This window comes from Devosia sp. Root413D1, assembly GCF_001425235.1.
Classification (GTDB): Bacteria; Pseudomonadota; Alphaproteobacteria; order Rhizobiales; family Devosiaceae; genus Devosia_A.
This window is the reverse complement of sequence record NZ_LMEA01000014.1, coordinates 1-21,896: the sequence shown is the minus strand read 5'-3', so window position 1 is coordinate 21,896 and position 21,896 is coordinate 1. Positions and strand designations below refer to the sequence as shown.

At 65.2% G+C, this 21,896-nt stretch carries 19 protein-coding genes; 17 read left to right on the top strand and 2 right to left on the bottom strand.

Translation table 11 applies throughout. The features are described from left to right. Positions 1 to 245 precede the first annotated feature (245 nt). Complete coding sequence (locus tag ASC89_RS27050; RefSeq protein WP_055877038.1) at positions 246 to 1,532, bottom strand: ABC transporter substrate-binding protein; 1,287 nt, start codon at positions 1,530 to 1,532, stop codon at positions 246 to 248. 367 nt (positions 1,533 to 1,899) lie between these two features. Beyond that, the gene (locus ASC89_RS27045; RefSeq protein WP_055877036.1) at positions 1,900 to 2,991 is read right to left on the bottom strand and encodes a Gfo/Idh/MocA family protein; all 1,092 of its coding nucleotides are present in this window, start codon (positions 2,989 to 2,991) and stop codon (positions 1,900 to 1,902) included. A 175-nt stretch (positions 2,992 to 3,166) separates the two neighbouring features. On the opposite strand from ASC89_RS27045, the gene ASC89_RS27040 reads away from it, so the two are divergent. The 17 genes from ASC89_RS27040 to ASC89_RS26960 all read left to right on the top strand — a co-directional run bounded on the left by ASC89_RS27040 (position 3,167) and on the right by ASC89_RS26960 (position 21,756). Continuing rightward, complete coding sequence (locus ASC89_RS27040; protein WP_056003974.1) at positions 3,167 to 4,756, top strand: hypothetical protein; 1,590 nt, start codon at positions 3,167 to 3,169, stop codon at positions 4,754 to 4,756. A gap of 8 nt (positions 4,757 to 4,764) precedes the next feature. Then, positions 4,765 to 5,661 carry an amidohydrolase gene (locus tag ASC89_RS27035; RefSeq protein ID WP_056003971.1) on the top strand — a complete coding sequence of 299 codons (897 nt, stop codon included), beginning with the start codon at positions 4,765 to 4,767 and terminating at the stop codon, positions 5,659 to 5,661. Positions 5,662 to 5,705: 44 nt separating this feature from the next. Further along, complete coding sequence (locus ASC89_RS27030; protein ID WP_056003969.1) at positions 5,706 to 6,743, top strand: LacI family DNA-binding transcriptional regulator; 1,038 nt, start codon at positions 5,706 to 5,708, stop codon at positions 6,741 to 6,743. A 414-nt stretch (positions 6,744 to 7,157) separates the two neighbouring features. Then, positions 7,158 to 7,838: an RraA family protein gene (locus ASC89_RS27025; protein WP_244488570.1), complete on the top strand. Its 681-nt coding sequence runs from the start codon at positions 7,158 to 7,160 to the stop codon at positions 7,836 to 7,838. Continuing rightward, positions 7,838 to 8,869 (top strand): ABC transporter permease, encoded by a 1,032-nt coding sequence (locus ASC89_RS27020; RefSeq protein ID WP_056003966.1) that lies wholly within the window; start codon positions 7,838 to 7,840, stop codon positions 8,867 to 8,869. Before ASC89_RS27025 ends, ASC89_RS27020 begins: the two co-directional genes overlap by 1 nt. A gap of 67 nt (positions 8,870 to 8,936) precedes the next feature. Further along, positions 8,937 to 9,917 (top strand): substrate-binding domain-containing protein, encoded by a 981-nt coding sequence (locus tag ASC89_RS27015; protein ID WP_056003963.1) that lies wholly within the window; start codon positions 8,937 to 8,939, stop codon positions 9,915 to 9,917. 67 nt (positions 9,918 to 9,984) lie between these two features. Beyond that, positions 9,985 to 10,752 carry an ATP-binding cassette domain-containing protein gene (locus ASC89_RS27010; protein WP_056003960.1) on the top strand — a complete coding sequence of 256 codons (768 nt, stop codon included), beginning with the start codon at positions 9,985 to 9,987 and terminating at the stop codon, positions 10,750 to 10,752. 429 nt (positions 10,753 to 11,181) lie between these two features. Beyond that, positions 11,182 to 11,973, top strand: a complete 792-nt coding sequence (locus ASC89_RS27005; protein WP_056003957.1) for an IclR family transcriptional regulator — start codon at positions 11,182 to 11,184, stop codon at positions 11,971 to 11,973. A 17-nt stretch (positions 11,974 to 11,990) separates the two neighbouring features. Further along, entirely contained in the window at positions 11,991 to 12,296 is a 306-nt protein-coding gene (locus tag ASC89_RS27000; RefSeq protein ID WP_082533639.1) for an L-rhamnose mutarotase, read from the top strand. A gap of 7 nt (positions 12,297 to 12,303) precedes the next feature. Further along, a complete protein-coding gene (locus ASC89_RS26995; protein ID WP_200940493.1) occupies positions 12,304 to 13,185 on the top strand; it encodes an amidohydrolase in 882 nt (293 codons plus the stop codon). Between the two features lie 42 nt (positions 13,186 to 13,227). Further along, complete coding sequence (locus ASC89_RS26990; protein WP_056003948.1) at positions 13,228 to 14,412, top strand: enolase C-terminal domain-like protein; 1,185 nt, start codon at positions 13,228 to 13,230, stop codon at positions 14,410 to 14,412. Between the two features lie 222 nt (positions 14,413 to 14,634). Then, positions 14,635 to 16,416, top strand: a complete 1,782-nt coding sequence (locus ASC89_RS26985; RefSeq protein ID WP_056003945.1) for an ABC transporter substrate-binding protein — start codon at positions 14,635 to 14,637, stop codon at positions 16,414 to 16,416. 371 nt (positions 16,417 to 16,787) lie between these two features. Then, on the top strand, positions 16,788 to 17,792 hold the full coding sequence (locus ASC89_RS26980; protein WP_056004442.1) for an ABC transporter permease: 1,005 nt from the start codon (positions 16,788 to 16,790) through the stop codon (positions 17,790 to 17,792). Next, on the top strand, positions 17,789 to 18,649 hold the full coding sequence (locus ASC89_RS26975; protein ID WP_056003943.1) for an ABC transporter permease: 861 nt from the start codon (positions 17,789 to 17,791) through the stop codon (positions 18,647 to 18,649). The genes ASC89_RS26980 and ASC89_RS26975 overlap by 4 nt, the downstream gene beginning before the upstream one ends. Beyond that, a complete protein-coding gene (locus ASC89_RS26970) occupies positions 18,649 to 19,683 on the top strand; it encodes an ABC transporter ATP-binding protein (RefSeq protein WP_200940492.1) in 1,035 nt (344 codons plus the stop codon). The genes ASC89_RS26975 and ASC89_RS26970 overlap by 1 nt, the downstream gene beginning before the upstream one ends. Further along, on the top strand, positions 19,680 to 20,702 hold the full coding sequence (locus tag ASC89_RS26965; RefSeq protein ID WP_200940491.1) for an ABC transporter ATP-binding protein: 1,023 nt from the start codon (positions 19,680 to 19,682) through the stop codon (positions 20,700 to 20,702). Before ASC89_RS26970 ends, ASC89_RS26965 begins: the two co-directional genes overlap by 4 nt. A gap of 28 nt (positions 20,703 to 20,730) precedes the next feature. Beyond that, a complete protein-coding gene (locus tag ASC89_RS26960; protein WP_056003940.1) occupies positions 20,731 to 21,756 on the top strand; it encodes an aldo/keto reductase in 1,026 nt (341 codons plus the stop codon). The last annotated feature ends 140 nt before the right edge of the window (positions 21,757 to 21,896 follow it).

Genomic DNA, 21,896 nt, shown 5'->3' with positions numbered 1-21,896 from the left:
GGAATGTCCGAAGGCCTGGGAAGACGGAGCCGGGTAGCCGGCTCCGAAGGTCGTTGGTTGGACTGCAACTGCCTGTAGTGGGCTCATCCCCAGCCCACCCACCGGCTGTCATCCCTGCGAAAGCAGGGATCCATTTCACAGCCCGCACCAGCTGATAGTTGGGTCCCAGCTTTCGCTGGGATGACAGCTGGTGGGTGGGGTGAGGGCCGGGCCAACACAGCGGCCCCGGCCCACTTACCAGCCCCTTACTGCGCCTTGCTCGGGCTCTCCTCGAGTGCGGTCTGCATCTGCGCCGTCCAGTCCGCCACCGTAATGGTGCCCAGCGTCACTTCCTGCCAGCCGCGCGCCAGGGCGTCGGCTTCCTGGCCGGAGAGCAGCACGCCGACATGCAGGGTCGGCGTCTTGATGATCTCCTGGATCTGCGCCAGCGCTTGCGATTTCGGCAGCGCGTTCGGATCGACATTCTTGTTGAGCGAGATGCCGCCCGCGACGCTGGCGAGGAGGTTGGCGTTCTCGACCCCGGCAACGAACTTCACGAACTTGAAGGCCGCTTCCTGCTTGGTGCTCCACGGCGTGACGCCGAACACCGAGCTCTCGGTACCGCTGAAGCTGTGCGCCAGCGGCGCATCGGCCACCAGCACCGGCCAGCTCATCGCGCCAACATTCTCATCGCCCAAAGCTGCGCCGAACGCCGCCCAGTTCACCGCGTCGGCGATGATGGTCGAGGCGAAGGCGGCGTTGCCGCTCTGGAAGATATCGGCGCCATCGGGCAGCATCGAGATCGACGGCGAGCTCGAGTTGATCCAGCCGCGCGTCGTGCCGATCGAGGCCATGGCTTCGAGGATCGACACCATCTTGGGGTCGGTCCAGGGGAGCTTGCCCGCCATGATGGCGCGCATGTCGTCTTCGGTGAGGAAGTTGCGCGCCACTTCCGGGAAGTTCCAGTAGGCAGGGAACACCCCGGTCATGCCGTGCGCGAGGCAGGTCTTGCCGATGGCTTTCACCGCCGTGCAGGCGGCATCCATCTCGTCCCAGGTCTTGGGCGGGTTGGCCGCATCGAGCCCGGCTTCGGTGAGCACCGTCTTGTTGTAGTACATCACGTTGCCCTGGTAGCCGAACGGCAGGCCGTAGCAGGGCTGGGTGGTGTCGTAGTTGAGGCAGCCGCCCGAATAGGTGATCAGGTCGCCCGCTGCGGCGAGCACGTCTTCGGGCAGCTGCACATAGGCGCTGCGCCGATCGAACAGCTCGAGGCCGGCATTGTTCTCCATCACATCGGGGCCGCTCTTGGTCGCGATGTAGGGGCCCTGGACGCTCGGATAGCGATCGAACGGCACGGTCTCGAGTTCGACCTTCACATCCGGGTTGGCCTTCTCGAACGCCGCGACGAGCTGCGTCCAGTAGTCCGGGCCGCCCGGCTGCCAGTTGAGCACCCGAATGGTGGTGACATCCTGCGCCAGCGCCGGCCCCATCATTGCCGCCAGCGCCACGGCGCCCGCCGCAATGCGCCAGCCCGCTTTCAAAACAACTCTCATCTGAAAATCCCTTCCTCTGATGCCCGGCGCCGGCTGAAGCCCGTCACGCCGCTATCCCCTGTGGGCGCCGGGACGGCGCCCCGCCGCCCCGATCACCCCATCGACACACCCCTCGGACGCGCATCCTCACGTCCCGTGTCAGTGCCCTGACGCTAGCACGATAGGTTTCCAATATGAAAGTGTAATTTCTTATACAAAAGTTACGTGGGTAGCTGTTGAGCCGGTGCGGGCTGACCCCCACCCCTGTCCCCTCCCCCTCAAACAGGGGGAGGGAGACGATGACCTCGATATCAGTGTGAGGGTCTCCCTCCCCCTTGCGGGGAGGGGACAGGGGTGGGGGTCAGCCCGCGCCAGCCTCACGTCTCGGTCACACCGCCTCAGGCACCACCCCGCCCTGCCGGCTCGACTTCAGCGCCGCATCGACCAGCGCCATGGTCCTGATCGAGTCATGCACATCGGTGTCGAGCACCTGGTCCTCACCGGCGACGAAGCGCTGGAGGTTCGCCATGACGAAGCCGAAGGCGTCGGGCACCCGCTCGCCGCCAATCAACGGCACCGTCGTCCACGGCACATCGGCAATGGTCATTTCCAGCGTCTCGGGCACCGGCTTCACGTAGTCGACGAGGTAGCCGACGGTGAGGTGGGCGCAGCCCGCCGTGCCCTCGACCCGGATCGTCGCTTCGATATGCTCGGGGCCGTAATTGTAGGTGTGGTTGAGCGACAGCGCGCAGCGCACCCGGTCGCCATAATCGAGGATGATCGAAGAGCGCGCATCGGCCAGCGTCGGGTAGCGCGGGTGCTTCACCGCCTTGGCATAGACGCTCTCCGGCTCGCCGAGCAGCGAACGGATCCAATCCATATAGTGGATCGAGTGCAGCGGGATCTCCACCGCATCGAGATGCGGAATGAAGCTCCAGAGTTCCCACGGCATATAGACGGCGAGCCGCACCTCGACCTCGACGATCTCACCCAACAGGCCCTTGCGTGCCGCATCGCGGATCGCCAGCATCGACGGGGTGAAGCGCAGCTGGAAATTGGTGGCGGCGGTGATCGAACGCTGGTCGAGCGCCGCAACGATCTTGCGCGCCGTCGCGAGATCCGGTCCCAAAGGCTTCTGCAGCAGGGCCGCACTGTTGGCGGGCAGTTGCTCGACCGTCCCGAGCAGCACCGCTGGCGGCAACGCCAGGTCGAAAATCCCATCGGTGCCGCAGGCGGCGATCGCCGCCTCGAGGGTCGGGTGCACTACCTCGACGCCGAAATCCGCAGCCAGGGCCTTGGCCGTCTCCGGGTTCACGTCGAAAATCCCTGCCACCGGCAGGCCCATTTTCCGATAGGCCGGCAGGTGCCCGTCGCGGACGATGCCGCCGGCGCCGATAATGGTGATCGGCCGCGGCCGGCTCGGCATCGGCCAGACCTGCTGCAGGTCGGCAAGGGCGGCGGGGAGCGTCTTCGAGGTCATGCGGTCTCCATCACGCGTTCGCTTGCAGCGCCCCGAAGAGGCATCGGTCGAACACGTCAATTATCACTGGCGATAGTTGATGTTGATATTTGATAGAAGCGCTGCTTAACTCTGTCAAGGATCGCTGCCATGCTGCGGCAGCTCCGCATGACCACCAACGGGAGGATTTCACGCAATGGCCATCGACGGCGAGGACCATCACCCACACGCGGCGCGACGCCTGCGCGAAAGCTTCGGCGCCGAGCTGCCGAACGTGCGGCTGGTGCTTGATCCCGCCCTTGCTGAAGGAGAGTTCGCGATCGCGACGCGCGACGGCACCCTCGAAATATCGGGTGGCCCGTTCTCCGGCGTCATCTATGGCGTCGAGGAGATCATCCAACGCTCGGCCGGCAGGCTCGATCTTGCCGCCTGGGCCAGCGCGGTCACCGGCAAGCCCGGTCTCGCCTATCGCACCTTCTGGACCTGGGATCACTCGACCAACTGGGAGCTGTCGCAGATCGGCCAGCAGGAGATCGGCGTCTTCAACCCGTTCCAGAAGCCGCCCGGCGGCTTCCTCGCCGATTACAAGCGGCTGGTGGATTTCTGCTCGATCAACCGTATCGGCGGCATCACCGTCTATGGCTTCCTGCGCGACAGCCATGGCGGCATCGAAGCGGCCAGGGAACTCTGCCGCTATGGCAATGAACGCGGCGTGCGCATCATCCCCGGCATCGCCATCGGCGCCTATGGCGGCGTCTATTGGGAGGGCAAACACAAGTACAACCTCTCCACCTGGCTGAAGGCCAACCCGCAGCATGCGGCCAAGATGGAGAAGGATGTCGGCTTCCAGATCGCCGACCTCGCCTTCCCGCTCAACTTCCCGCATTCCGATTACACGGTCAGCGCCTGCCCCAGCGCCCCCGAGGTGATCGCGTGGATGGAAGAAGCTGTCGCCTGGCTGGCAGAGACTTTTGAGATCGGCGGCATCAATATCGAGAGCGGCGATTATGGTGTCTGCGGTTGCGAGCGCTGCGTCGCCCGCCGCGCCAACGATGCCGAGGCCGCGCGCCGCAAGGATGACCACGGCGATTCCTGGTCCCACACCGACATGGCCGAGAACTTTCCGCGGCTCTATCGCGCCGCCAAGGCCAAACGCCCCGACCTCTGGATCTATTGCGAGATGCAGTGGGACAACCTGCTCGATCCGGTGGCGACCGAGGCGCAGCATCGGCTGCCGAAGGGCGCCATCTACCAGCACACCGCCAATCGCAGCTTCTGGAAGCGGCTCCGCACCGAGCTCGCGACCGACTATGTGCAAAGCCTCCCCACCCAGCCCAACGTGCTGCGCTGCCAGTTCGCCTGCCAGTGGAACGGCGACGAGCGCACCGAGCGCTATGCCTTCAATGCGAAAACCTTCGCCGATATGTCGGTTCGCGGCCGCGAGCTCGGCATGGAGGGACTGACCGTCTGGGGCGAGCCGTCGGATTACACCGCCACGGTCGAACTCAGCTATCTCGCCTTCTCACGCTTCGGCTGGGACCCGACGCTGCGCTGGGACGACTTCGTCGCCAGCGAACTGGCGCCGCGGCTCGGCGGCCAGCAGCAGGCGGAGCACTTCATCGCCATTGCCGAGGAAGTCGATGCCAACCAGACCCTGCCGGTGGCGCGCCTCACCGAATTGCAGGGCGAAGCACTGCGGATCATGGCATTGCTGGAAGGTGAGCCCGCCCGCCGCTGGCTGACGCTGGGCGAGCAGATCAGCCGCCGCCGCTATATGGGACGCTGACCGAACCGATGCGCGACGCCAACGGACTTTACACCGGGCCGATCATCGACCCGCACCACCATCTGTTCGACCGCTCGCTCGACAAGCACCCCTGGCTGCGCGGCGCCACGGGCGTGCTGGCTCAGAGCTGCTTGCCGGCCGACTATCTGCGCGATACCTCCGGCTACAACATCGTCGGCACCGTGCATGTCGAAGCCGGCTGGGAGCCGGGCGAACCCTTCGCCGAACTCAGCTGGCTCGATGCGCTCGAAAAACCCGACTGGATGGCGCGCCGCTATGTCGGCACCGCCGTCCTCGACGCGCCCGAGACGCCTGATATCCTCGAGCGCTACGCCGCGCACGGCAAGGTCGTCGGCATCCGCGACATCCTCAGCTGGCACCCCGATCCGGCGCGCTCGTTCTCCCGGGACCGCCACCGGATGAGCAGCCCGGCCTGGCAGGCGGGGCTCAGGCACCTCGATACGCTCGGGCTGTCCTTCGACCTGATGATCTCGCCCTGGCAGGCCGCCGAGGCGCTGCAGCTGGCGCGGGCCTTCCCAAACCTCAGTTTCATCATCAACCACTGCGGCTCGCCCTTCGATCGCACCGACGAGGGCATGGCGCATTGGCGGGCCGGGCTCACCGCTCTCGCCAGCGCCCCGAACGTCGCGATTAAGGTCTCGGACCTCGTGTCCTACGACCCGAACTGGAGCCTCGACAGTCTACGCCCCGTTGTGTTCGATTGCCTCGCAGCCTTCGGCGCCGACCGCACCATGCTGGCGAGCGACCATCCGGTACTCGGTCTGGCCGCAACGTTCGATCAGGCCTACGGGGCCTTCAAGCTGATCCTCAAGGCGCTTTCCGATGAGGAGTCGGAGGCGGTTTTCTGGAAGAATGCCAACCGGCTCTATCGCATTGGGATGTAACGATATATGTATCTCGTCAGTATTCCGATGAGGTGATTTCCGCGATGAGCGGTGACGAGCGGCGGCCGCGGGCAACCATCAAGGATGTGGCGAAAGCCGCCGAGGTTTCACCGATGACGGTATCCAACGTCATCAATGGCCGCATGCAGTTCGTCAGCGCCGCCACCAAGAAGCGGGTGGAGCGCGAGATCGAGCGGTTGGGCTATCGCCGCTCCTCCAATGCCCGCAGCCTGCGCGTCTCCGAGCAGCGCTCGATCGGCATGGTGATCGTCGACGAATCCCCCGCTTTCCTCGCCGATTTCTTCACCTGCCAGGTGGTGGCGGGGCTGGCCAACGTGCTGAACCATGCCGATTACACCCTCACCATCCAGGGCATGCCCGGGGCCGAGCTGGCGCAATCGATGATCATGCGCAATTTCGAGGTCGCCGGCTTCTGCGCCATGATCTCCGGGCCGAAGCCTGAGCGTCTCGCCGCGATCGAACGGCTGGCCGATCTCAACCAGCCGGTGGTGGTGTTCCAGCAGGAACTGCCTGATGCCGGCGCCGATATCTGCACGGTGCGCCAGGATGATCGGGGCGGCGGCCGGCTGATCGGCGATCATCTCCTCGCCCGCCGGGTGACCAAAATCCTGGCGGTGGTCCCGCGCCAGCCCTGGCCCGCGGTGGAAAACCGCGTCGCCGGCGTCAAGGACAGCATCGCCGCGGCCGGCAGCACCGCCGAGGTGACGGTGCTCGAGGCCGCCAGCGAGTCCTTCGCCGACGTGCAGGCGGCGTTTGCCGCCTATCTCGACAGCCACCCCCTGCCCGGCGCCGTGGTCGGCGCCAACGACCCGGTGGCGACCGCGGCGATGCTGCTGCTGACCGATCGCGGGGTGCGCGTACCCGAAGATGTGAGGGTCGTCGGCTTCAATGGCTTCGAGGCGCATCGCTATGCCCGGCCGCACATGACCACGGTGCTCTCCCCCGCCTATGCCGTCGGCGAACGCGCCGGCGAAGCCATGCTGGCCCGCCTCAAATCCGGCAGCTTCGCCCATCGCGACCACGTGTTGCCGGTGGTGTTCGACCCAGGGTTTACGACCTGAGGGCTGGGTCATTTGCAGAGCTGGTGTCTGCCACTGTTCGCTCAAGTGGCTCCCCGCCCCTCTTGCGAAAACTAAGGACTTAGCTGCGCTAAGCCCAAGTTTTCGCTTTCTCCCCCGCCAAGGGGGAGAGTCCCGACTGAAACTCCGGCGCAAGTGGAAGGCACGGATCATCTCCCCCTTGGCGGGGGAGAAAGCAAAATCTTAGGTTTAGCCGTTTGGCTAAGCCTTAGATTTTGCAAGAGAGGGGGTCTTGGAGGGCACGAACCCCAGCATCGTTACATCTCCCTCCCACCCCCATGTTCACACCCCTCACAACCCCGCTTGACTCGCCTCCTACATTTAACGTTACATGTATCAACACGTACCGCTGCACCGACTGCCGCGATCAACCTCCTTAGAAAGGGCGTTATCCCCGTGACTTCCGAGTTTACCCCGCGCCACAACCCGCCGCTGCCGGAGGGCTGGCAACAGCTCTACTCCGCCGTGCTGAGCGATGCGCTCGATGCCATCGGCATCTGGAACCAGGCGATGTCGCCGCGCATCCGGCCGCTCGACGAGAGCCTGAAGCTCTGCGGCCGGGCGCGCACCGGCCAGTACATGGAAGTGCCGTTCGTCGCCGAGGGGTCGAACCCCTACGAGCTCGAGATCGCCATCGTCGACGACCTGAAGCCGGGCGACGTGGCGGTGTTCTCCTGTGGCGGCTCCTCGCGCATTGCGCCCTGGGGGAGCCTGCTCTCCACCGCCACCCATGCCCGCGGCGCTGCCGGATGCATCACCGATGGCTTCGTGCGCGACATCCTCGGCATCCGCGAGCTGCAGCTGCCGGTGTTCCATGCCGGCATCGCGCCGCTCGATTCCAAGGGCCGCGGCCAGATCCAGGCGGTCGATGTGCCGGTGATCGTCGATGGCGTCCGGATCGAGCCGGGCGACCTGGTGTTCGGCGATGCCGATGGCGTCGTCGTGGTGCCACAGGCAGTCGAAGCCGAAGTGCTCAAACGCGCCTTCGACAAGGTCAATGGCGAGCACCATTCGATGAACGAGCTGCGCGCCGGCGGCTTCCTGCGCGACGTCTACGCCAGATACGGGGTACTCTGATGTCTGCCGGAGCCCATGTAACGCCAACACGCTCCAACCCGGTGGCGAGCTTCTTCAAGATCGAAGGCACCGCCACCGCTCTGGTTTTCGTGGTGCTGATCGTGGTGTTCATGCTCACCGCACCGCGGGCCTTTCTCGGCTACCGCGTCTATATGAGCTTCATGGCCTCGGTGCCGCCGCCACTGATCATCGCGCTCGGCCTGACGCTGGTGGCCACCGCCGGGGAGATGGATCTCAGTTTCCCCTCGGTGGTGGCGTTCGCCAGCTACGTCTTCGCCTTCCTGTTCCAGCAATACGACATGACCTGGCTGGCGCTGCTCGCGGCACTGCTGACCGGCACGGCCATGGGCTTCGTCAACGGTCTCGTGGTCACCAAGCTCGGCATCCCCTCGATGATCGCCACCTTGGCCATGATGTTCCTGTGGGGCGGCCTCTTGACCGTGGTGTCGAACGGCCTGACGGTTGCCATCCCCGCGATCGATGGCACGCTGATCCAGTCGATCATGGTCGGGCGCGTCGGCGGCATCGTGCCGATGCAGATGATCTGGGCCATCGGCATCTCGATCTTCGTCTGGCAGCTGCTCAACCGTCACCGCTTCGGTGAGAACATCCTGTTCATCGGCGACAGCCTGAAGGTCGCCAAGGTCGTCGGCATCCAGATCGACCGTGAGAAGATCAAGCTGTTCACCCTGATGGGGTTCCTGTCGGCGCTCGCCGGCGTCTTCCTCACCGTTGAGACCACCACCTACTTCAACCAGCAGGGCCAGGGGTACCTGCTCACCGTGATCGCCGCCGTGTTCATCGGCGGCACCTCGATCTTCGGCGGCTCCGGCAAGGTGGTGGGCACGGTGTTCGCCTCGCTCATCGTCGCCGTCATCGAGGCCGGTCTGGTCGCCAGCGGCGTGCAGGGCTTCTGGACCCGCTTCTTCATCGGTCTCGTCTTCATCATCTCCGTGGTGATGAACACCGCCATCGAGGACCCCGACAAGGTGCCTCTGATCAAGTCCGTGCGCTCGCGCCTGCGGCAGTGAAAGCAGCCCGGCCGGGGCGGGGGTTAAGGCTCCGGTCGGGACCACAAAAATAGGGAAAGGAACAATCATGAAGTCTATTTTCAAAGGCCTCGCCGGCCTCGCCATGGGTGCTGCGCTGGTCGCGGCCCCGCTCGCTGCCATCGCCCAGGAGGCGGTCGACAGCGGCATGACCATCTACTTCCAGCTCGGCGGCAACCCCGGCGACAGCGCGACGCTCGCCCGTGAGCTCGGCGCCCGCGACGCCGCCCGCATCCTCAAGGTCGACCTGAAGGAACAACATGCCGGCTGGGACCCGCAGAAGATGCTGGTGCAGGCCAACGAGGCGCTCGCCGCCGCGCCCGACGCCATCATCGTCATGGGTCACCCCGGCACCGATGCGATGACCTCGTTCATCAACAAGGCGAAAGAAGCCGGCATCGTCGTGGTGGTGAACAACAACGCCCTGCCCGGCACCTCGATGAGCTATTTCGGCCTCGACAATTACGGCGCCGGCAGGAACCTCGCGAGCCTTACCATCGAGAAGGGTGGCCTCAAGGAAGGCGACAAGGTCGTGGTCTATGGCGCCTTCATCGAAGGGGCTCCAGGCAGTGACGTCGCCAAGGGCACCTCGGAAGTGCTGACCGAAAACAAGATCGCCTTCGACGCCCTGCAGTGGTCGAACGAGGCCGTGGCCGACCCCTCGCTCTCGGTGCCGGTGCTGGTCGCCTATCTCGAAGCCAACCCGGAGACCAAGGCGATCATCGTCCCCGGCCATAGCGGCATCACCGCCGTGCTGGGCAAGGTGCTCGCCGATGCGGGCAAGCAACCGGGCGAAGTCGTGGCCTCGGGCTTCGACATCTCGGCCGGCGCCATCCAGGGTTTGAAGGACGGCTACATCACCGTAGTGCTCGACCAGCAGCCTTACCTGCAGGGCTTCATGCCGGTGGTCGCCGCCGTGCTCGAGAAGAAATACGGCCTCGCCGGCCTAACCCTCAACACCGGCGGCGGTTCGGTGACCAAGGACAATGTCGAGGCGCTGGAAGCCCTGGTGAAAACCGGCATCCGGTAACTCCCGGTGGCGCCGTTGCTGACCCGGCGGCGCCACTCCCCTACCCCCTGTGCACTGGACCCACGACATGACATCCACCCCGATCGTCCGGCTCGAGAACGTTCGCAAGCAGTATGGCAAGGTCGTCAGCCTGAAGAACGTCACGCTCGAGATCGGCTCCAACGAGATCGTCGGGCTGATCGGCGATAACGGCGCCGGCAAATCGACCCTGATCAAGGTGCTGACCGGCGTGGAGCAGCCTTCGAGCGGCACCATCTATGTGCGCGGCCAGAAGATCGATGCGGCGAGCTACTCGGTGAAGGAAGCCCACAAGCTGAAGATCGAGACCGTCTACCAGGACTCTTCACTGGGCGAGAAGCAGCCGCTATGGCGCAACTTCTTCGTCGGCCGGCCGCTCACCAACCGCTTCGGCTTCATCGACGTGAAGGCCGAAAAGAAGATCGCCAACCAGATCATGCGCTCGACTATCGGCTTTCGCGGCGTCGGCATCGATGTCGATACCCCGGTAAGCCGGCTCTCGGGCGGCGAGCGCCAAGGCGTCGCCATCGGCCGCGCCATGCATTTCGACAGCGACCTGATCGTGCTCGACGAGCCGACGGTGGCGTTGGCGCTGAAGGAAGTGAACAAGGTGCTGGACTTCATCCGCTCGATCAAGGCGGGCGGCCGCAGCTGCATCTATATCGAGCACAACATCCACCACGTGCACGAAGTCTGCGACCGGCTGGTGGTGCTCGACCGCGGCGAAATCGCCCTCGATGCCCCGACCTCGTCGCTGACCTACACCGAACTCACCGATTTCCTGATGTCGCTGCACAAGCCTGCCGTCGCGAGCTGACGTGCATCAAAGCTTGCAGTCAGGACTCCCTCTCCCGCCTGCGGGGGAGGGAATCCCGACTGCCAGTTCCACGCTTATCAGACACCCGTTCCACATGGCCGAACGAGCCCTGCCGCGCAGCTCGAATAATACAATAACTTCATGACCTTACCCCGCATCCCGACCTAAGTCGTAGCCCGTTCTCGGTTGACTCGCTCCCGTTCAAGGCGTTCACTATTGGAACGCTGCATTCCACCCATGGAACAATAATCGGGGGTCTGCGGCTCTGAGGAGAGGGAGGCCGGTCAGCGGCAAGCCGTGCGGTTCAGCACGCACCTGCGGGAGCGGGGGCGTGAACGCCGGAGGTTTGCCTGACGTCCGGTAGGCACGACTGTGAACACGCTGCTCGAGCGATGTATCGACGACACCGGCGACGGCACGGTGCGCTAGATGTCGAGCATCAAGCGCGCCATCCAGGTTCTCGACCTGCTTGCCCGCAAGGGCGGGCTAGGGGTGCGCGCCGTGGCCCAGCAACTGGCCCTGCCGGTCGGCTCGGTGCATCGGCTGCTGATCGACCTCGCCGACGAAGGCGTGGTCGAACGCAATGCCGAGGGCGGCTGGCAGCTCTCCTACCGGCTGCTGGCGATCACCGACCTGCAGCTCGATGGCGTCGCCTTTCCGCGGCTGGCCCGGCCGTTCTGTGAATCCATCGCCGAAAAGACCCGCGAGACGGTGAACGTCAATGTGCTGAGCGGCGAAGGGTGCGTCTGCATCGACAAGGTGCGCGGCAACGAGGGCATGCAGCTCGATTGGCGCATCGGCTCGCGCGGGCCGCTCTATTGCGGCGGCAGCGCCAAGGCGATCCTCGCCTTCCTCGGCGAGGCCGACCAGCAGCGCGTGCTGGAACAGCCGATGACCACCTTCACCCGCTACACCATCACCGACCCCACCGAGCTGCGGGCCGAGCTCGCCCGCATCCGCAAGCGCGGCTACTCGATCGACAACCAGGAAGTGGTGGTCGGGGTGTTCTGCGTCGGCGTGCCGATCGTCGATCGCCTCGGCCGTCCGGTCGGCGCCATGTCGATTTCCGGCCCCGCTCCCAAGGCACCCGGCGCGGCGATCCAGCCGCAGGTGGATCTCCTGAACGAAGCAGCGAGCACCGTGAGCAAGCGGCTCGGCTATGGCGGCCAGTGGCCGCCGCAGCAGGCCGGCGAACGGGCGCTGGCCACATCAACAACCTGACTGAGGATTTTACGACGATGCGATCCGCATGGGTGATGAAGCTGAAGCCCGGCCAGGAAGCCGAGTACAAGCGCAAGCACGACGAGATCTGGCCCGAGATGGTGGCGCTGCTGAAAAGCCAGGGTGTCTCCAACTACACCATCTACCGTTACGACCTGCTGCTCTTTGCCTACCTCGAAAAGCCGGACAACGCTCCGAGCCAGACCGAGGGCGTCGATCCGGTGGTGCTCAAGTGGTGGACCTGGATGGAGCCGCACATGGAGACCCACGAGGACGCGCGGCCGAAAGCCTGGCCGGTCGAAGAAATGTTCCGGCTGGATTGAGGGCAAGATGCTGAAAGTCGTCGATCCGCATATCCACCTGTGGGACCTCTGGACCCGCATCTACCCGCATTTCGAAAAGCCCGGCAAAGGCGGCGCCAATGCCGCGATCTCACGCAGCTACCTGCTCGAGGAGTATCTCGAGGAAGGCGCCGACGAGGTCGAGATCACCGGCGCGGTGCATGTCGAGGCCTTCCCCACCGACCCGGTGAAGGAGAGCGAAACCCTGCAGGCGGTGGCCGATCGCAGCCCGGTGCCGATCGTGCTGGTGGCGCATGGCGACCTCGCGTCGCCGGATTTCGGCGCCCTGCTCGACCGGCATTCCGGCTTCCCGATCATGCGCGGCATCCGCCAGGTGGTGAACCGGCACGCCGATCCCAAGCTCAACTACATAACCCGCGACCTGATGGATGAGCCGGGCTGGATCGGCGGGTTGCAGGAACTGGGCCGCCGCGGCCTGAGCTTCGACCTGCAGCTCTACCCGCACCAGATGGCGCAGGCGGCAAAGCTCGCCGGCGTTGCCTCGAACACCCAGATCATCCTCAACCACGCCGGCATGTGGGCCGACCGCGACCTGAGCGGCTGGAAAGCCTGGAAGGCGGGGATGCGCGAACTCGCCGCCCGCCCCAATATCGCGGTCAAGATCAGCGGCCTCGGCATGCTCGATCGCCAATGGACCACCGAAAGCTTCCGCCCGCTGGTGCTGGAGACACTCGAGATCTTCGGTCCGGAGCGGGCGATGTTCGCTTCGAACTTCCCGGTCGACAAGCTGACCAGCGATTTCCCGACCTTGTGGAAGGCCTTCGCCAAAATCACCGAAGGCGCCTCCGAAGCCGAGCGCGCCGGGTTGTTCCGTGAAAACGCGCAAAAATTCTACCGCATCCCGGGCTGAGGCCGCCCGACCGACCGCATGAGACGACCAGGAGATTTCTGAGTGAAGATCAAGAGTATCGAAGCCTTTGCCATCACCAACCCGATTGCCGGCGGCATTTACGACGAGGGCAAGGACAAGGTGACGGCGCGCCGGCCGCCCTGGACCAAGGACGCCGAAGTCGCGAACCCGATGTCGCGCTACCCGCGCTACAAGGCGCTGCGCTCGAGCTGGAACAACGCCTTCCCGGCAGTCGGCGTCATCGTCACCGCCGATGACGGCTCCTGGGGTTTTGGCGTCACCGGCTACGGCCAGCCCACCATCAGCCTGATCAACGACCATATCGGCCCGCTGCTCACCGACGAGAACGCTCTCGCCACCGAGAAGCTGTGGGACATGATGATGCGCATCACCTCGCCCTACTCCTCTTCGGGCCTCGCCTCCTATGCCATCAGCGGCATCGACCTGGCGCTGTGGGATCTGAAGGGCAAGGTGCTGAAGCTGCCGGTCTATGAACTGGCCGGCGGCGCCGCCCGCGACAAGCAGTTCTGCTACGCCACCGGCAACGACACCGACTGGCACATGGAGCTGGGCTTTAAGGCCACCAAGCTCGCCTGCCCCTACGGCACTGCCGATGGGCTCGAGGCGCTCGACAAGAACGAAGCCTTTGTCGGCAAGGCGCGCGAGCTGATCGGCCCGCATGTCGAACTGATGCTCGATTGCTGGATGGCCTTCGACGTCGAGTTCGCGGTGCGCCTCGCGCACCGGCTGAAACCGTTCAACCTCAAATGGATGGAAGATTGCCTGATCCCCGAGGATCATACCTCGCACAAGGCGCTGCGCGAGCGCCTGCCTTGGCAGACTCTGGCCACCGGCGAGCACTGGTACACGCCCTACACCTTCTTCGAAGCGGCCAAGGACCGCGTCGTCGATATCTTCCAGCCCGACATCAACTGGGTCGGCGGCTTCACCGCGGTGCAGAAGATCACCGCCATCGCCGATGCCTCGGGCCTCGAAGTGATCTGCCATGCCGGCATGAACACGCCCTATGGCCAGCACTTCAACTACTCGGCGCCTAACTCGCGCTGGGGCGAGTATTTCGTCGGCGGCGCCCCCGGCATCCCGCTCAAGCACACCAACAACTACCCCGGCATGGCCGTCCCCCAGGACGGTTACGTCGTGGTCAGCGACGAACCGGGCTTCGGCCACGGACTGAGCAAGGACGCCATCGAGAAGATGGCGCTCTGAACCCGAGCCCGGTGGGCGGGGTCGCCCCCACCCACCGGGTCATTCCCGCGAAAGCGGGGACCTCTGTTTCCTGGCCTTTGCACCATCGCAAACGGAGATCCCCGCTTTCGCGGGGATGACCCGGTGAGGGGGCCAGACGAGGCCAAGACGATGCGTGGCGAGGCCCTGCCCCGCCTCGGAAGAAATCAACGAGTGGCCGGAACCGGCCGGAGGAGGACCATCATGAACCGTAGATCCCTGAGGCAGCATCTGCTTGGCGGCGCTATCGCGCTGCTGGCAGCGCCGCTCCTGGCATCGACTGCCTTTGCCCAGGTGGCCGACATGCCGCGCAACGAAACCCTGGTGCTGACGCCGTGGGGCGACCAGCCGGCGCAGTTCGCCAATACCGAGAACTGGCACCCGTATTTGAGCTCGATCACCCACCAGCGCGACGTGATGCAGATCACTATCAACGAGGCGCTGTTCTACACCAACCTCAACGACGGCACGCTGATCCCGTGGCAGGCCGAAAGCTTCGAATACGCGCCCGACTTCATGAGCGCCTCGATCAAGCTGCGTGACGGCGTCGAGTGGTCGGATGGCACCAAGTTCACCGCCGACGACGTGAAGTTCACCCTCGAAGCGGTGCGCGACGCACCGCCGGAAATCGGTGGCTCCGCGGCGTTCAAGGAGTGGATCAAGGATGTCACCGTCGTCGATGCGCTGAACGTCACCATCAACTTCAACAAGGCGGCGCCGCGCTTCGTCCGCGATTTCCTGGCGCTCGGGCACGAGAACCACTACCCGATCCTGCCCAAGCACATCTGGGAAGGCCAGGATATCGCGACCTTCACCAACTACGATCCGGCCAAGGGCTGGCCGGTCGGCACTGGCGCCTACAAGCTGGTCTCGACCACCAACCAGCAGGAAATCTTCGATCGCCGCGACGACTGGTGGGGCGCCAAGGTCGGCTTCCAGGATCTGCCGGCACCCAAGCGCATCACCCTCGTGCCGGTATCGAGCGACGACGCGATGGGCCAGCTGCATATCGCCAACCAGATCGATGGCGGCCGGCAGCTCTTGATCGGCACGTTCGAGGCCGCCCGCGCCCAGAACGACAAGCTCAGCTCGTGGAATCCGGAAGGCCCGAACTGGGGCGCTCCCGATGGCTGCGACTACTCGCTGGTGTTCAACCAGATGCGTGAGCCGTGGAACGACGTGAACGTGCGCTACGCGCTGAACTATGCCATCGACCGCGCCGCCATCAACGATATCGGCTACGAAGGCGGCCAGAAGCCGGTGACCTTCGCCTTTTCCAACTACATGGCCGGCACCTGGCTCGGCGAGGGCAGCCCGCTCAAGGCCGTGCTCGACAAGTACAATCTCGACAATCCCGATCCGGCCAAGGTCGAGGAGTATATGGGGAAGGCCGGCTACGCCAAGGACGCCAATGGCCTGTGGGCCAAGGACGGCAAGCCGCTCACCGTGACGGTTCGCACCCCGGCCTTCATCCAGCCGACGCTGGCCCCGCTGACCCAGCAGTTCAAGAACGCCGGGTTCGACGCGGTGCAGGCTCCGGTGGACGATACCTGGCTGCCGGACATCCAGTCGGGCAACTTCGACACCATGATCTTCGTCCATTGCGGCAGCCTGTCGGAACCACTCGAGACGCTGCAGCACTACCATTCGAAGTTCGCCCGGCCGCTCGGCGAGAACATCCCGAACGCCGTCGCCGCCTCGCGTTACATGAACCCGGAATACGACAAGCTGATAGACGCCATGGACGCCGTCCCGGCCGATACCGATCCAAACTCCGAGTACATGAAGAACGCCGTCGCGGCCCTCGATATCGCCCTGCGCGACCTGCCGCAGATCGACCTGCTCGAGGAATACCATGTGGTGACCTTCAACAACACCTACTGGACCGGCTGGCCGTCCGCGGCCGACCCGTACGTTGCCCCGTACACCCCGTGGGAAGCGTTCAACGTCGTCATCCACAACCTGAAGCCGACCGGCGCGCAGTAAGCGCCGGGCACTGATCGCGCGGATGGCGGCTTCGGCTGCCATCCGCAACCACTCTCCACCAGGACTCTGCCCGTGACACCAAGCGTTGCCCCACCCACCGGGTCATTCCGGCGAAGGCCGGAACCCATCCTGAGATGCGGACTGTGGCACGTGTCTGCGCCAGGCACCCTCTTGCCTTCTCCCCTTGTGGGAGAAGGTGCCCGAAGGGCGGATGAGGGGTCCGCGCAACGAAGTGTAGCGCGATCGGAGCGTAAGCGACGAGCGATCCGGTACGCGGAGAGAACCCCTCATCCGGCCTTCGGCCACCTTCTCCCACAAGGGGAGAAGGCGCTCGCTCAACGGCCCGTGGCTTGGCTACGATCGGTGTCTCGATGAGCCGCGAACTCCTCCGCTACCTCCTCACCCGTTTCGGCCAGCTGCTGCTGATCGTCTTCGTCGCTGTGAGCATCAATTTCATCATTCCGCGCCTGCTCCCCGGCGACCCCGTACAGACGGCTCTGGCCCGGCTGCAGGCCACCGGCGGCGCGCAGAATGTCGATATCCAGGCGGTCTCGGCCGCCTATCGCGCCAAATACGGGCTCGATGCGCCGATCCTCGAGCAATATCTCAACTACTGGCTCGACCTGTTCCGGCTCGATCTCGGCGTGTCCTTCGCCAACTTCCCCGAAAAAGTCTCGACCATGATCGGCAATGCGCTGCCCTGGTCGGTGACGCTGCTGGCGGTGGCCACCCTGATCGCCTTCAGCGTCGGTTCGCTGCTCGGCGGGCGGCTCGCCTGGCCGGGCTCGGGGCGCACCATCAAGTCGATCGTGCCGCTGATGATGATCCTCACCTCGATCCCGTTCTACCTCCTGGCGATCATCCTGATCTATTTCTTCGCCGTGGTGCTGAAGTGGTTCCCGCCCGCGGGCGGCGTCGACACCACCCGCATCATGCGGCTCGACTGGGCCACCACCGAGGATATCCTCAGGCACGCGTTCCTGCCCTGTCTGGCCATTATCCTCGGCAATGTCGGCTTCTGGGCCCTCGGCATGCGCAGCCAGATGGTCTCGGTCCTGGGCGAGGATTACATCACCTTCGCCGAGGCCAAGGGCCTCCACCCGAACCGGATTTTCGTCTGGTACGGCATGCGCAACGCGCTGCTGGCGCAGGTCACCGCGCTGGCTTTGTCGCTCGGTTCGGTGGTTTCCGGCGCCGTGCTGGTCGAGGTGATCTTCAACTATCCGGGGCTCGGCTCGCTCCTCTATGTGGCGATCCGCGGACAGGACTATTTCGTCATCCAGGGCGTGGTGCTGATGCTCATCGTCTCGTTGGCGGTGCTGCTGTTCCTCGTCGACCTGATCTACCCCCTGCTTGACCCGAGGATCCGGCGATGAACATTCTCAGCTCCCTTCGCCGTAACTACGAACAGGGCCGGATCAGCGGCGTGCTGCTGCTCGGCCTCGGCATTCTTGCCGCGATCTTGTTGTTCAGCGCCATCGGTCCGTTCTTCGTCGATGCGGTGAATGCCCAGGTCGGCGCGGTGCGGCCACGCAAGCCCCCCGGCCCCGAGTATTTCCTCGGCACGGATTCGCAGGGCCGCGACATGTGGACCCTTTTGATCTACGCCACCCCCAACACGCTGAAGATGGGGCTGATCGCCGGCTTTATCGGCGTCGGCTTCGGCACTGCGCTCGGCCTGATCGCCGGGCATTTCGGCGGCATCGTCGACGCGGTGATCCGGGTGATCTCCGATGCGCTGCTGACCGTGCCGGCCATCGCCATCCTCGTCATCATCGCCGGCAATATCGACCGCATGACCACGCTGGTCATGGCGCTGGTAGTGGCCTCGCTCGGTTGGATGTTCACCACCCGCACGGTGCGCGCCCAGGTGCTCACCATCCGCGAGAAATCCTATGTCGAGGTGGCGCGGGTCAACGGCGAGAGCCAGTGGGAGATCCTCTTCACCGAGATCATGCCCAACCTGATGCCCTATATCGTCGCGAGCTTCGTCGGCACCGTCTCGGGCTCGATCCTCGCCGTCATCGGCCTCGAGGCGCTGGGTCTTGGCGCGCTCGACGAGATGACGCTGGGCAACACCATCTACTGGAGCCAGCAATCCTCGGCGGTGCTGCGCGGCTATTGGTGGTGGTGGGGGCCGCCGATCGTGGTGATCGCCGCGATCTTCATTGGTCTGTTCCTGACCTCGGTCGGCTTCGACCGCTTCGCCAACCCCAAGCTGGCGAGGCGCTGATGTCTGTCGCTCAAGACGCCAAACCCATCCTCGTCGTCGAGGAACTGAACGTCCACTACGACACCGGCAAGGGTCCGGCCAAGGCGGTGAACGATGTGTCGTTCTCGCTCCGACCCGGCGAACGGCTGGGGCTGATCGGCGAGAGCGGTTCGGGCAAGACCACCATGGCGACGGCGCTGATGCGCCTGACCCGGGCGCCCGGCCGCATCGCCGGCGGCTCGGTGAAGCTCGATGGCCGCGACATCCTGAAGATGAGCACCAGGGAGCTGCGCGAGACCCGGCTGCGCGACATCGCGCTGATCCCGCAGGGGGCGATGAGTTCGCTCAACCCGGTGATGCGGCTCGAGGAGCAGATGATCGACGCCATCGTCGCCCACAAGCCGGGGATGCGGCGGGCCGAGCTCGACGCCCGGGTGCAAGAACTGTTGAAGAATGTCGGCCTCGCTCCCGAAGTCGCGCGCCGCTATCCGCATGAACTCTCGGGCGGCATGAAGCAGCGCGCCGCCATGGCCATCGCCACCTCGCTCGCGCCCAAGGTGATCGTCGCGGACGAGCCGACCAGCGCCCTCGATGTGGTGGTGCAGCGCCAGGTGATGCAGACGCTGGGCCGCCTGCAGGATGGGCTCGGCGCCGCCGTCGTCCTCATCGGCCATGACATGGGACTGATCGCCCAGTTCGCCGATACGGTGGGCGTGATGTATGCCGGCAAGCTCGTCGAGATCGGGCCGGTCCGCCAGATGATCGAGAGCCCCAAGCACCCATATACAAGGTTGCTGGTCGATAGCCTCCCCGGCATCGAGGTGAAGCGCGAGCTCACCGGTATCCCCGGCCTGCCGCCGCCGCTGGTGGATTTGCCGCCGGGCTGCAGCTTCAACCCGCGCTGCCCGCTCGCCTTCGATCGCTGCGTCCGCGAGACGCCGCTGCTGCAGCAGGTAGCGCCCGGCCAGAGCGCCGCCTGCCACCTCTATCCGGAACATGCGGCACTGCCGCCACTGCCGCCGATGACACGTGCCCACCAGGAGCTCCGCCCGTGACCGCACTCATTGAAATGCGTGGCGTCACCAAGACCTATGGCGCCTTCACCGCGCTCAACGACGTCACCCTGTCGCTGTCCGATACCAGCCCGTCGATGACCGCCGTGGCCGGCGAAAGCGGCAGCGGCAAGACCACCCTGGCGCGCATGATGCTGGGCTTCATCAACCCATCGCATGGCCAGGTGCTGTACCAGGGCAAGGACGTGGCCAGGATGACCGGCGCCGAGCAGCGGCAGTTCCGTCGCGAGGTGCAGCCGGTATTTCAGGATCCGTTCGACGTCTTCAACCCGTTCTACCGGATCGACCATGTGCTCGAGACCCCGGTCAAGCGCTACAAGCTCGCCGACAGCGAGAGCGCCGCCCGGGCGATGATCGAGGACGCGCTGAAGCGCGTCGGCCTCAGGCCACAGGATACGCTCGGCCGCTTTCCGCACGAGCTGTCGGGTGGGCAACGCCAGCGCATCATGGTGGCCCGCGCCGTGCTGCTCAGGCCCCGGCTGATCGTCGCCGACGAGCCGGTTTCGATGGTCGATGCGTCGCTGCGCGCCACCATTCTCGACGAGCTGAAGACACTGAACCGCGAGCTCGGCATTTCCATCGTCTACATCACGCACGACCTGACCACCGCCTTCCAGATCTGCGACAACATCCTGATCCTCTATCGCGGCAACGTCTCGGAGGCCGGCGCGGTGGAGCGGGTGATCGGGGCGCCCAAGCACCCCTACTCGCAGCTCTTGGTCTCCTCGATCCCGCTGCCCGACCTGAGTAAGGCCTGGGGCGGCGAGGAGATCCCGGTGTCGGAAGCTTCGGCGGCGCGCGCCAACCCCGGCTGCAAGTTCGCGCCGCGCTGCCCGCATGTCATGGAGATGTGCTGGGACAACCTGCCGCCCAAATACGTGCCCGACAGCGAACGGCTCGCCACCTGCTTCCTCTATCGCGACGCGCCGGTCTCGGCGAGCGACGACGTCGCCTCGGTGTTCCGGCCGCCCAACCATTCGATCACCGCTACTGCCCCCTGATTTTCGTCCCCAACCGATTGCCACGACCATGTCCATCAAACTCACCGACCGGCATCGCGTCGGCTCCACCGCCCTCGAACTGCCGCCCATGGGGTTCGGCGCCGCGCATCTGGGCGGCATGTACCACCGCGTTTCCGGCGAGACCGCACATGCGACGCTGAAGGCCGCCTGGGATGGCGGCGTGCGCTATTTCGACAGCGCCCCGTTCTACGGCCGCGGCCTCAGCGAGCATCGGGTCGGCGATTTCCTCATCGACCAGCCGCGCGCTGAGTTCCTCCTGACCACCAAGGTCGGTCGCTTCTTCCGGCGCCCCGCCGACCCCAAGACCTTCGACCGCACGCCGTGGGGCGGCGGGCTGAACATGGAGATCGTCTGGGACTATTCCTATGACGGGGTGATGCGTTCCTATGAGCAGAGCCTGTTGCGGCTCGGCCTCGACAGCGTCGATGCGCTGTTGATCCACGATCCTGAAGCCTCGCTCGGCAGCAACCCCGATGGGCCGCGCATGGAAGACATGGTGCGCAGCGGCATCAAGGCGCTCGAGGAGCTGAAGGCCTCGGGCCAGATCAAGGCCATCGGCATGGGGCTCAACGCCGCCCCGTCGCTGCTGACTTTCGCCTCACAGGTGCCGCTCGACTTCTCTATCGTCGCCATGCCCTACACCCTGCTCGACCAGTCGGCGCTCGGCACCGGCCTGAAGCGCTGTCTCGAGCACAACATCTCGGTGATCATCGGCGCCCCCTATGCCTCTGGCATCCTCGCCACCGGCCCCGGCCCCAATGCGCGCTACGGCTACGGCATCGCGTCCGACGAAGTGCAGGACAAGGTGCGGCGCATCCAGGCGGTGTGCTTGACGCATGGCGTGTCGCTGCAGGCCGCAGCGCTGCAATTCCCGCTGGCCCACCCCGCAGTGGTCTCGGTCATCCCCGGCGGGGCGAGGCCGGAGGAAGTGACAAGCAATATCGGGTATTTGCAGGAAGCGATCCCGGCGGCGTTCTGGGGTGAGCTCAAGGCGGCGGGGTTGATCGATGCCGGGGCGCCGGTGCCGGGGTAGGCGACCGCGATCTCTCCGTGATCCTCCCCCGCGTGGCGGGGGAGGGGGACCGCCGAAGGCGGTGAGGGGGCGGCAAGAGTCGACGGTTAGTTTGGCTCCCCCCTCCACCAGCTTCGCTGGTCCCCCTCCCCCGCCACGCG